The organism is Streptomyces sp. P13-3-3 (genome assembly GCF_050571355.1).
In the GTDB taxonomy this organism is placed as follows: Bacteria; Actinomycetota; Actinomycetes; order Streptomycetales; family Streptomycetaceae; genus Streptomyces; species Streptomyces althioticus.
This window is the reverse complement of record NZ_CP192228.1, coordinates 99,369-111,148: the sequence shown is the minus strand read 5'-3', so window position 1 is coordinate 111,148 and position 11,780 is coordinate 99,369. Positions and strand designations below refer to the sequence as shown.

Below are 11,780 nucleotides of genomic sequence, written 5' to 3'. Positions count from 1 at the left end.
AGGTCGTGGCCGGTGGGCCAGGGACGATGAGGTGGGGTAACCATGAACGCGCCGTACGACGGTGACCGCGGCGATGCCGCGGCCAACTCGGGCCATCCCGAGTCGGACCCCGCCGGGGGTCCGCCGCCCGGGCACGACCAGGCGTCACAGCCACCCGCCGACCCGTACGTCCAGGACGCCTACGCCCAGGACCCCTACCGGGCGCGGGACATCGACGCCCAGGACCCGGTCGCGGAGGCGCTCTACGACCGGTCGGCGCACCCGCCGCCCCCGCCCGGCGCCCAGCAGCCGCAGCAGCCCCTCTACGGGCAGCCGCCCCAGTCGCCGTACGCGCCCGACCCCCGGGTGTGGGCGCGGACGCCCGCCCCGGAGCCCGACGGCCCGACCCAGCACCTCCCGTACGGCGACGACCCGCGCACCACGCAGTACGTCGGCGTGGACGACCTCGTCGGCCAGGCGGGGGAGCAGCGCCACGAGCCGGACGCCTTCGCGCACCTCTTCCGCGACCAGCAGCAGAGCGGCGCCTCCCCCGACCAGCACGGCGGCCAGGCCCGTCCCTCGGGCGGGCCTCACGCCGGACAGCCGGCGGGCGGCCCGCAGCAGTACGCCGCCGCCCCGGTGCCCGGGCCCGCCGCCCCGACGCCCGGCCACTACGCGGGCGCCACTCCGCCCCCAGCGGCGGAGTCGGCGGCCCCGGAGCCCGCCGCCACGCCCGCGCCCGCGCCGAAGAAAGGCGGCCGCGCCGGCGGTCTGCTGAAGTCCAGCGCCGTGATGGCGGCGGGCACGATGGTGTCCCGTCTCACGGGCTTCATCCGGTCCGCGCTGATCGTGTCGGCCCTGGGCCTCGGCCTGCTCGGTGACTCCTTCCAGGTCGCCTACCAGCTGCCGACGATGATCTACATCCTCACCGTCGGCGGCGGCCTCAACTCGGTGTTCGTGCCGCAGCTCGTGCGCGCCATGAAGGACGACGACGACGGCGGCGAGGCCTACGCCAACCGGCTGCTGACGCTGGTGATGGTGGCGCTGGCGCTGCTCACCGCGGCAGCCTGGCTGGCTGCCCCCCTGCTGGTGCGCGCGCTGTCGAACCCCGTCGCCTCGGACCCCGCGGCCAACGAGGTCGCCGTCACCTTCACCCGGTACTTCCTGCCCTCGATCTTCTTCATGGGCGTCCACGTGGTGATGGGTCAGATCCTCAACGCGCGCGGCCGGTTCGGCGCGATGATGTGGACCCCGGTCCTGAACAACATCGTCATCATCGTCACGCTCGGCACTTTCATCTGGGTCTACGGCACTGCCGCGGACTCGAAGATGCAGGTCTCGAACATCCCGCCGGAGGGCCTGCGGCTCCTCGGCATCGGCGTGCTGCTGGGCCTCGTGGTGCAGGCCCTCGCGATGATCCCGTACCTGCGGGAGACCGGCTTCCGCATGCGGCTGCGCTTCGACTGGAAGGGCCACGGCCTCGGCAAGGCGGCGATGCTCGCCAAGTGGACCATCCTGTTCGTCCTCGCCAACCAGGCGGGCGCGCTGGTCGTCACCCAGCTGTCCACCGCGGCAGGCCTGGACTCGGACGTCGAGGGCACCGGTTTCGCCGCCTACGCCAATGCCCAGCTGATCTGGGGTCTGCCGCAGGCCATCATCACGGTCTCCCTGATGGCCGCCCTGCTGCCGCGCATCTCCCGCTCGGCGGCGGAGGACGACGGGGGCGCCGTCCGCGACGACATCTCCCAGGGGCTGCGGACCACCGCCGTCGCGATCGTGCCCATCGCCTTCGGTTTCCTCGCGCTCGGCATCCCGATGTGCACCCTGATCTTCGGGTCCTCGGGCACCAGCGAGGCCACCAACATGGGCTACATGCTGATGGCGTTCGGCCTCGGCCTGATCCCCTACTCCGTGCAGTACGTGGTCCTGCGCGCCTTCTACGCCTACGAGGACACCCGGACCCCCTTCTACAACACGGTCATCGTGGCCGCCGCGAACGCGATCGCCGCCGGCGTCTGCTTCCTGGTGCTGCCGGCCCGCTGGGCCGTCGTCGGCATGGCCGCCTCCTACGGCATCGCCTACGCCCTCGGCGTCGGTGTCGCGTGGCGCCGGCTGCGCAAGCGGCTGGGCGGCGACCTGGACGGCGCACGGGTGCTGCGGACCTACGCCCGCCTGTGCATCGCCTCCGTCCCGGCCGCCCTGCTCAGCGGCGCGGCCTGCTACGGCATCAGCAAGGTGCTGGGCCAGGGAGTCCTCGGCTCGTTCGCCGCGCTGCTCGGCGGCGGGGCCGTCCTGCTGGGCGTCTTCTACGTCGCCGCGCGCCGGATGCGCATCGACGAGGTCAACTCGTTGGTCGGTATGGTCCGGGGACGCCTGGGACGCTGAGGCAGGGGGTAGGCGCACAACCATCACCGGCCCCCGCGTGTCGTGCATAGCGGCGGACTGTGGGCACAATTGGGTTCGGCGTCGGACTGCGCGCGACGGACGCCGGGCCGACGCGCAACGGATGGGGAGGCAGGGAACGACGGTGGCGGAACGGAGCACAGCTGCCGTCGACGTGGCAGACAACAGCGGCGAGCAGCCGCTGACCGCGGAGGCGGACCAGTCCACGGCCGACGGGGTGGCCAAGAACCGGGAGCAGGACACGGACAACGACGAGGCACAGGAGAGCACCGGGACCGAGGGTCCCGCGACGACCTCGCCACCGGAGCTGCACAGCGGCCACAAGCTGGCCAGACGCTACCGCCTCGAGGAGTGCGTCACCCGTCTGGACGGGTTCAGCAGTTGGCGTGCCGTGGACGAGAAGCTCCGCCGTGCCGTCGGCGTGCACGTCCTCCCCGCGGACCACTCGCGCGCCCGGTCCGTGCTGGCGGCGGCCCGCTCGTCGGCCCTTCTGGGCGACCCGCGCTTCGTCCAGGTCCTCGACGCCGTCGAGGAGAACGACCTCGTCTACGTCGTCCACGAATGGCTGCCCGACGCCACCGAGCTGACCACCCTTCTCGCCTCCGGTCCGCTGGAGGTGTACGACGCCTACCAGATGGTCAGTCAGGTCTCGAGCGCCATGGCGGCGGCCCACCGTGAGGGCCTCGCCCATCTCCGTCTCAACCCCAACGCGGTCCTGCGCACCTCGACCGGCCAGTGGCGCATCCGCGGCCTCGCCGTCAACGCGGCGCTGCGCGGGGCCGGCTCGGACACTCCGCAGCGCACGGACACCGAGTCGATCGGCGCCCTGCTGTACGCGGCGCTGACCCAGCGCTGGCCGTACGAGAACGACGCCTACGGCATGTCAGGTCTGCCGAAGGACATCGGTCTGATCCCCCCCGACCAGGTCCGGGCCGGCGTCCACCGCGGCCTGTCCGAACTGGCCATGCGCGCCCTCGCCAACGACGGCGCCACCGCCTCCCGCCACGAGTCGCCGTGCACCACTCCCGAGGAGCTGGTGAAGGCGATCGGCGAGATGCCCCGCATCCGCCCGCCGGAGCCCGCCTTCACGGCCCCGCCGGACTACCAGCGCACCACGTACCAGCAGGGCTCCTACGGTCGCCCCGCCGCCTCTCCCCGCGTCACCCAGCCGACACCGGTGCCGCCTCCTCCGCTGCAGAGCCGGACGGGCAAGGCACTGAAGTGGGCTGTCTCGGCCCTGCTGATCGCCGCTCTGGGGCTGGGCAGTTGGCAGCTCGCTGACGCCCTCATGGACCAGGGCGGCACGGCCGACGACACCACCAACACCCAGACGACCGACGGCGACGAGAAGAACGTCCCGAAGCCGGAGCGCGGCAAGCCGATCGCCATCTCGGAGCTGCACGACTTCGACCCGTTCGGCCAGGACGGGTCCGAATACCCGGAGAACCTGCCCAAGATCCTGGACGGCGATCCGGCGAGCTACTGGCAGACCAGCTACTACGAGAGCTCCGACTTCGGCCGGCTGAAGCCGGGTGTGGGCGTCGTCGTCGACCTCGGCAAGAGCCAGGACGTCGGAAAGGTCAACGTCACCTTCATCGGCAGCACGTCCGTCGAACTCCGTGCCGCGCCCGGGGACGCGCAGTCCCGGCCGACGTCCTTCGACTCGTACGACAAGGTCGCCGAGGGGTCGGGCACCACCGTCTCCCTCGCTCCGAAGGACGCGGTGAAGACCCGTTACCTCCTGGTCTGGCTGACCGAGCTCCCCGTGCAGGCCGACGACGGACGGTGGCGTGGCCGGATCGCTGACATCAAGGTGACCAGCTGACGCCGGCCGCGTCGAGGGAGGGGGTCCGATGGCGGACGGCGCCGCATACGACGGAGTGAGCGACCACGACCTGCTCACCCGGCACGTCGAGGGCGACGCCGACGCCTTCGGTGAGATCGTGCGGCGGCACCGCGACCGGCTCTGGGCCGTGGCCCTCCGGACGCTGGGGGACCGCGAGGAAGCCGCTGACGCCGTCCAGGACGCCCTCGTCTCCGCCTACCGGGCCGCCCACACCTTCCGCGGCCAGTCGGCCGTCACGACGTGGCTGCACCGCATCACGGTGAACGCCTGCCTGGACCGTGCCCGCAAGGCCGCCTCCCGGAAGACAGCGCCGGTCGACGACACCGAGCGTCTGGAGCAGCTCCTCGAGCCGCACGAGTCAGCCTCGGCCCCCGCGGAGCGCAACGATCTGCACCGGCAGCTGATCGAGGCCATGGGCACCCTCCCGCCCGACCAGCGGGCCGCCCTCGTCCTGGTGGACATGCAGGGCTATCCGGTCGCCGAGGCGGCCCGCATCCTCGACGTGCCCACCGGCACGGTCAAGAGCCGGTGTGCCCGCGGCCGCGCGAGACTCCTGCCCCTGCTCACCCACCTGCGCCCGGGAGGCACCGGTGAGGAGGAGCACAGAGGCAGAGGACGGAACCGGAAAGGGGGGACATCCGTCCCACCCGCAGCGGGTCCACGGCAACCGGACCCACCCGACACAGGACCGAACGACCCGGCTGCAGTGAAGGGCGGAGGTGGGCGAGCGTGACGTCGACGACCGACAAGGCGGAGCACCCGGACGTCACGGAGATCTCCGACCTCACTGAAGGTCTCCTCCCGGCGGACCGCAGGGACGACATTCGCGAGCATCTGGAGCGGTGCGAGCTCTGTGCCGACGTCCACGCCTCGCTCGAGGAGATCCGCGGACTGCTGGGCACGGTTCCGGGTCCACCGCGGATGCCGGCGGACGTCGCGGGGCGCATCGACGCGGCGCTGGCCGCCGAGGCACTCCTGCATGCCACGGCACCCGCGACCGAGGGCGAGGACGACACCGCCTCCGTCGGAACAGCGACGGCCGAAGACCAGCCGCTCCGTGTTTCACGTGAAACATCGACGCCTCCCTCCGACCGACCTACGGGCCGCCCTCGCTCCTCGACCACGGGGCCGGGCCGCAAACCGCGGATGCGGGGCAGGAGCCGCCGAGCCGTCCTGGGTGCGGCGTTCGCCGTTGCCGCACTGGGTCTCGGTTCCGTGGTGTTGTCGTCTCTGAACGGCGGCGGAGGCCCCGATGACGAGCATCGGACGACGACCGCTGCGGACACCTTCTCCGAGGGCAAGCTGGAGAAGAAGGTCGACGATCTGCTCGCACGCAGCCCCGAACAGAACAAGGGAGCCCGCTCCCCCCACACCTTCGGCATGGAGTCGGACTCCCCCGGCGCGAACCCCAGGGTGCTGACGAAGCCCGAGGTCCCGCAATGCGTCCAGGAGGGCATCGGCCGTAACGATGCCGCGCTGGCCACCGAGCAGGGCGTCTATCAAGGCAAGGCCGCTCTGCTCGTCGTGCTGCCCGACGCCTCCGACGTCACGCGCGTGACCGCGTACATCGTCGACGCGACCTGCGTGGAGAACACCTCTCCGTCCACCACAGCGAAGGTGCTGCTGAAGCATTCCTACGCGCGCTGACCGCACACGCGTGGTCTTGGCCCTGCGTGGTATCCCGTACGGTGTGTGGCCCCGGCGTGCCCGCCGGAGCACCGTCCGCGCGTGCCCGGGCACGGCGGGAATGCGGGCCCCTTAGGATCCGTTGGGTGGGGTGAGAGTTCCGAAAGAAGCTCCCACCGGTCGAACGACGCCAGACCAGAGACGAGGAATTCAGCCGTGAGCGACGTCCGTAACGTGATCATCATCGGCTCGGGGCCCGCCGGCTACACGGCGGCGCTCTACACCGCCCGTGCGTCGCTGAAGCCCCTCGTGTTCGAGGGCGCTGTCACCGCCGGCGGTGCGCTGATGAACACCACCGACGTGGAGAACTTCCCCGGTTTTCAGGACGGCATCATGGGCCCCGAGCTCATGGACAACATGCGGGGCCAGGCGGAGCGCTTCGGCGCCGAGCTCGTCCCGGACGACGTCGTGGCCGTCGATCTGACCGGTGAGATCAAGACCGTCACGGACACCGCCGGCACGGTTCACAAGGCCAAGGCAGTGATCGTGACGACCGGTTCGCAGCACCGCAAGCTCGGGCTGCCGAACGAGGACGCCCTCTCCGGCCGCGGTGTCTCGTGGTGCGCCACCTGTGACGGCTTCTTCTTCAAGGACCAGGACATCGCCGTCATCGGCGGCGGCGACACCGCCATGGAGGAGGCGACCTTCCTGTCGCGCTTCGCCAAGTCGGTGACGATCGTCCACCGCCGTGACACCCTGCGCGCCTCCAAGGCGATGCAGGAGCGCGCCTTTGCCGACCCGAAGATCTCGTTCGTCTGGGACAGCGAGGTCGCTGAGATTCTGGGCGACCAGAAGCTCTCGGGGCTGAAGCTGCGCAACGTCAAGACGGGTGAGCTCTCCGACCTGGCGGCGACCGGTCTGTTCATCGCGATCGGGCACGACCCGCGGACCGAGCTCTTCAAGGGCCAGCTCGAGCTGGACGAGGAGGGCTACCTGAAGGTCGACGCGCCGTCGACGCGCACCAACATCACGGGCGTCTTCGCCGCCGGTGACGTGGTGGACCACACCTACCGCCAGGCGATCACCGCGGCCGGTACCGGCTGCTCGGCGGCCCTCGACGCGGAGCGCTTCCTCGCCGCTCTCGCCGACGAGGACAAGGCCGAGCCCGAGAAGACCACTGTCTGACCCCCTCTCCCCACGCACCAACGATTAAGGAGCCCGCTGTGGCCGGCACCCTGAAGAACGTGACCGACGACTCCTTCGAGCAGGACGTCCTCAAGAACGACAAGCCTGTTCTGGTGGACTTCTGGGCCGCCTGGTGCGGTCCGTGCCGTCAGATCGCTCCGTCCCTCGAGGCCATCGCCGCCGAGTACGGAGACAAGATCGAGGTCGTCAAGCTCAACATCGACGAGAACCCGGGCACAGCCGCCAAGTACGGCGTCATGTCCATCCCGACCCTGAACGTCTACCAGGGTGGCGAGGTCGCCAAGACCATCGTCGGAGCCAAGCCGAAGGCCGCGATCGTCCGCGACCTCGAGGACTTCATCGCCGAGTAAAACGTGGTGAGCCGCTTCCACGGCGGTGCATGTTTCACGTGAAACACGAATGGGCCGACCCTCTTGGGTCGGCCCATTCGTGTGAGTGGAATCAGAGCGGCCGCAGCGCCGGCTCTTTCTGCACGGCCCCCAGCAGTCGGTCGAGCGCCATCTCCACGTCTTCCTTCCACGAGAGTGTCGACCTCAGTTCCAGACGCAACCGAGGGTGGGCGTGGTGCTGGCGGACCGTCTTGAAGCCCACGGCGAGAAGATGGTCCGCGGGCAGCACACAGGCCGGCTCCTTCCAGCGAGCATCACCGAAGGCTTCGATCGCCTTGAAGCCTCGCCGCAGCAGATCCTTGGCCACTGTCTGCACCATCACGCGACCGAGTCCCTGTCCCTGATAGTCGGGCAGGATGAACGCGGTGATGAGCTGGACCGCGTCGGGGGACACCGGGCTCGTGGGAAACGCCGTGGAGCGCGGCACATAGGCCGGGGGCGCGTAGAGGACGTAGCCGACGGGGACCTCGTCCACATAGACGACACGTCCGCAGGAGCCCCAGTCGAGCAGGACCGCCGAGATCCAGGACTCCTTCTCCAGCGTCGCGGTGCCCGCCCTTACGGCTGCTTCGCCGCTGACGGGGTCGAGCTCCCAGAAGACGCACGACCGGCAGCGCTGGGGGAGGTCCGGAAGGTTGTCCAGCGTGAGCGGTACGAGCCGACGGCCCATGAAGGCTGTTCCTCGCTTCCTTCGCCCGCTGCCACACGGGCGGCGGTCAGAGCACTCCGTTCCCTGAGCAGGCTGCCGAGGAAGCCGCTGACGACGCCCACCCCCAGTCCCGCGCTCATCAGTCCGGTGCGGCTCGTCATTCGCATGGCCCCTGCCTAGCTCTCAGAGGTGTTGCCGGGTGGATGCGCCATATACGAACGCATCGTATCCATGAAGCGATTCGCCCGATACCGCCACAAGGCAAAGGGCGGACCGTGTTCCGGTAGGTACCGGACACGGCCCGCCCTGGCGGCTCTCAGGCCGAGCGGAGCGGCTCCTCAGGAGTCGGTCTCCTCGGTGTCGTCCTCATCCACGAGGCTCTTCTGGAGCACCGGGCCCTCTCCCGGGGCGAGGGTGCCCAGGATGCGCTCCAGGTCCTCCATCGAGGCGAACTCGACGGTGATCTTGCCCTTCTTCTGGCCGAGGTCGACCTTCACCCGCGTCTCGAAGCGGTCCGAGAGTCGCGTCGCCAGATCGGACAGGGCCGGGGACACCCGGGCGCCCGCCCGCGGCCCCTTGGAGCGCTGAGCCTTCTGCGGCCGCGAGCCCATCAGGGTCACGATCTCTTCGACGGCCCGCACCGAAAGACCCTCGGCCACGATGCGGTGGGCCAGCCGGTCCTGCTCCTCGGAGTCCTCGACGGAGAGCAGGGCTCGGGCGTGCCCGGCGGACAGCACTCCGGCAGCCACACGGCGCTGCACGGTCGGGGACAGCTTCAGCAGACGGAGGGTGTTGGACACCTGCGGCCGGGACCGGCCGATGCGGTCGGCCAGCTGGTCGTGCGTGCAGTTGAAGTCCTTGAGCAGCTGGTCGTAGGCGGCGGCCTCTTCCAGCGGGTTCAGCTGCGCCCGGTGGAGGTTCTCCAGCAGCGCGTCCAAAAGAAGCTTCTCGTCGTCCGTGGCGCGCACGATGGCCGGGATGGCGTCGAGGCCGGCCTCGCGGCAGGCACGCCACCGGCGCTCACCCATGATGAGCTCGTAGCGGCCGCCGCCCACCTGGCGCACGACGACGGGCTGGAGCAGGCCGACCTCCTTGATGGAGGTGATCAGCTCGCCCAGAGCGTCCTCGTCGAAGACCTCGCGGGGCTGCCGCGGGTTCGGCGTGATGGCGTCGAGGGGGATCTCCGCGAAGTGCGCACCCACGGGCGCGGCCGGCACCGACGGGCTCGCCGCTGCCGTGTCCTCCGTTTCACGTGAAACGGAAGCCAAGGTGGCGACCTTGGCGGCAGCCACTCCGCGCTCGTTCGGCAGCACGGGGACCGCTGCGGGCGACGGGGAGGCCGTCCCGCCCAATGCGGCCGGCGGCACCGTCTTCTCTGTCGGGGCAGCGGGGATCAGTGCTCCGAGCCCACGACCCAGCCCCCTCCGTCGCTCACTCACTGCACGCCCTCCACCATGTTCGGATCAGTCTGCTGTGCGCCGATGTGCGCCTGCGACGCGTCGTACCGGACACCGACGCCCCTCAGCGCGATCTCGCGTGCCGCCTCGAAGTACGAGAGAGCACCGCTCGATCCAGGATCGTAAGTCAGCACCGTCTGTCCGTAGCTCGGTGCCTCGGAGATACGGACGGAGCGGGGGATGCTGGTGCGCAGGACCTCGTCGCCGAAGTGGGTGCGCACCTCCTCGGCGACCTGGGAGGCGAGTCGCGTCCGGCCGTCGTACATGGTGAGCAGGATCGTCGAGACGTGCAGGGCGGGGTTGAGGTGTCCCCGCACGAGGTCGACGTTGCGCAGCAGCTGCCCGAGTCCCTCCAGCGCGTAGTACTCGCACTGGATCGGGATGAGCACCTCCTGGCCGGCCACCAAGGCGTTGACCGTGAGGAGGCCGAGCGACGGCGGGCAGTCGATGAGGATGTAGTCCAGCGGCTGCTCGTAGGCCTGGATGGCCCGCTGCAGTCGGCTCTCCCGCGCCACCAGTGACACCAGCTCGATCTCCGCACCGGCGAGATCGATGGTGGCGGGGGCACAGAAGAGACCCTCGACATCGGGGACGGGCTGGACGACGTCTGACAGAGGCTTGCTCTCCACCAGTACGTCGTAGATGGACGGCACCTCGGCGTGGTGGTCGATCCCCAGGGCGGTGGACGCGTTGCCCTGCGGGTCGAGGTCGATCACCAGGACGCGGGCACCGTGCAGAGCGAGCGAGGCGGCCAGGTTGACGGTGGTCGTCGTCTTCCCGACTCCGCCCTTCTGGTTGGCGACCACAATGACGCGGGTCTGCTCGGGTCGCGGCAGCCCCTCACCGGCACGGCCCAGAGCCTCCACCGCCAGTTGGGCAGCGCGACCGATGGGAGTGTCGTCCATCGGAGGCGGTGTTTCACGTGAAACATCCGCCCCCATCGATTCGGTACGGGGACCGGGGACCGGATCGGTCATCGGTCCCGCGATGTTGGCGTCGGACCGCAAGGATTCACTCTCCTCGACTTCAGGCTCGCAATGAACAGAGCCTCCCATGCCTTCGGGGTCGCGAACCAGTGAGGCCTGACGTTCTGTGGAGAAATCCACCTCTGTGGACATCTCCGTGCCCCGTGAGGGGGGAGGTGACTCGCGTGGAGCGGAGCTCTCGCCGAGGGAGCCCAGGGGCTTCCGTTCACGAGGTTCGGCCGCAGCGCGGCCCCGACTGATGATGCCGTGCAGCAGTGAGCGACGTTTCACGTGAAACACGATGCACAGCGGCGGAGGCGGTGCTGCCGCGACACTCCGGCATGTGTGGGTGAGGCAGCTTGTGTGGAGTACGCCCGGCCCCGAGGACCGGGCGCGTTGTCCCGAGGTACGTCTCCGCCCCGCGAGACCCCTCGCACTCCATGGCGAGGGGATACGGCTATCCGCGTCGGCGTCGGGCACGTCCAGTGCGGGCAGCCTTGGCGCGCTTGGCGGCGAAGCGCACACCGCCGGGGCTCTCCCCGACCTCGACCCGCACCACCGTGGACAGCGGATCCACGACGCCCTCGCCGACGTGCACGATCGACGTGGTCACGGCGCCGAGCTTGCTCAGGGCGGTGGAGGCGCTCTTCAGTTCCTCCTCCGCAGTGTCTCCCTTGAGCGCGAGCATCTCCCCGTACGGCCGCAGCAGGGGGATGCCCCACGTGGCCAGACGGTCGAGCGGCGCCACGGCCCGGGCGGTCACCACATGCACCGGGGGCAGCTTGCCCATGACCTCCTCGGCGCGTCCCCGGACCACGGTCACATGGTCCAGGCCGAGCAGCTCCACGACCTCGGTCAGGAAGTTGGTGCGGCGGAGCAGCGGCTCCAGCAGAGTAATCTTCAGGTCCTCCCGGACCAGCGCCAGCGGGATGCCCGGCAGACCGGCACCAGAGCCGACGTCGCACACGGTGACGCCCTCGGGCACGACCTCCGAGAGCACCGCGCAGTTCAGCAGATGCCGCTCCCACAGGCGGGGCACCTCGCGTGGTCCGATCAGACCGCGCTGCACGCCCGCCTCGGCGAGCAGCTCGGCGTAGCGGACCGCGTCCGCGAAGCGTTCGCCGAACACCTCACGGGCCTGCTCGGGCGCGGGGGGAAGCTCCGCTGCCTCCGTCACGGGGGACCGTCCTTCCGTACCGTGCCGGCGCGGGGCGCCGACACCAGAACCAGAACTACCAGGCTGACAAAGAGCGGCCCCGC

General features: G+C 70.2%; 10 protein-coding genes. 6 read left to right on the top strand and 4 right to left on the bottom strand.

Annotation, left to right across the window (positions count from 1 at the left end):
- Positions 1 to 42: 42 nt before the first annotated feature.
- The 6 genes from murJ (at position 43) to trxA (ending at position 7,410) form a co-directional block, all read left to right on the top strand.
- Positions 43 to 2,364: a murein biosynthesis integral membrane protein MurJ gene (gene murJ, locus ACQZOG_RS00520; RefSeq protein WP_430741187.1), complete on the top strand. Its 2,322-nt coding sequence runs from the start codon at positions 43 to 45 to the stop codon at positions 2,362 to 2,364.
- Between the two features lie 142 nt (positions 2,365 to 2,506).
- On the top strand, positions 2,507 to 4,207 hold the full coding sequence (locus tag ACQZOG_RS00515) for a protein kinase family protein (RefSeq protein ID WP_430741186.1): 1,701 nt from the start codon (positions 2,507 to 2,509) through the stop codon (positions 4,205 to 4,207).
- Positions 4,208 to 4,235: 28 nt separating this feature from the next.
- Entirely contained in the window at positions 4,236 to 4,961 is a 726-nt protein-coding gene (gene sigM, locus ACQZOG_RS00510) for an RNA polymerase sigma factor SigM (RefSeq protein WP_191878843.1), read from the top strand.
- On the top strand, positions 4,958 to 5,875 hold the full coding sequence (locus ACQZOG_RS00505) for an anti-sigma factor family protein (RefSeq protein ID WP_033273256.1): 918 nt from the start codon (positions 4,958 to 4,960) through the stop codon (positions 5,873 to 5,875). Before sigM ends, ACQZOG_RS00505 begins: the two co-directional genes overlap by 4 nt.
- Positions 5,876 to 6,070: 195 nt before the next feature.
- Positions 6,071 to 7,039, top strand: coding sequence for a thioredoxin-disulfide reductase (gene trxB / locus ACQZOG_RS00500; RefSeq protein ID WP_037640604.1), 969 nt, complete (start codon positions 6,071 to 6,073; stop codon positions 7,037 to 7,039).
- A gap of 38 nt (positions 7,040 to 7,077) precedes the next feature.
- Positions 7,078 to 7,410: a thioredoxin gene (gene trxA, locus ACQZOG_RS00495; protein WP_033273254.1), complete on the top strand. Its 333-nt coding sequence runs from the start codon at positions 7,078 to 7,080 to the stop codon at positions 7,408 to 7,410.
- 91 nt (positions 7,411 to 7,501) lie between these two features.
- Here the strand turns inward: trxA and ACQZOG_RS00490 are convergent, their stop codons facing one another.
- The 4 genes from ACQZOG_RS00490 to rsmG form a co-directional block, all read right to left on the bottom strand.
- Positions 7,502 to 8,119 (bottom strand): GNAT family N-acetyltransferase, encoded by a 618-nt coding sequence (locus ACQZOG_RS00490; protein WP_033273253.1) that lies wholly within the window; start codon positions 8,117 to 8,119, stop codon positions 7,502 to 7,504.
- A gap of 317 nt (positions 8,120 to 8,436) precedes the next feature.
- Positions 8,437 to 9,537: a ParB/RepB/Spo0J family partition protein gene (locus ACQZOG_RS00485; RefSeq protein ID WP_058916461.1), complete on the bottom strand. Its 1,101-nt coding sequence runs from the start codon at positions 9,535 to 9,537 to the stop codon at positions 8,437 to 8,439.
- Positions 9,534 to 10,610, bottom strand: coding sequence for a ParA family protein (locus ACQZOG_RS00480; RefSeq protein WP_078492903.1), 1,077 nt, complete (start codon positions 10,608 to 10,610; stop codon positions 9,534 to 9,536). The genes ACQZOG_RS00485 and ACQZOG_RS00480 overlap by 4 nt, the downstream gene beginning before the upstream one ends.
- A 367-nt stretch (positions 10,611 to 10,977) precedes the next feature.
- A complete protein-coding gene (gene rsmG, locus ACQZOG_RS00475; RefSeq protein WP_037640610.1) occupies positions 10,978 to 11,697 on the bottom strand; it encodes a 16S rRNA (guanine(527)-N(7))-methyltransferase RsmG in 720 nt (239 codons plus the stop codon).
- Between the last annotated feature and the right edge of the window lie 83 nt (positions 11,698 to 11,780).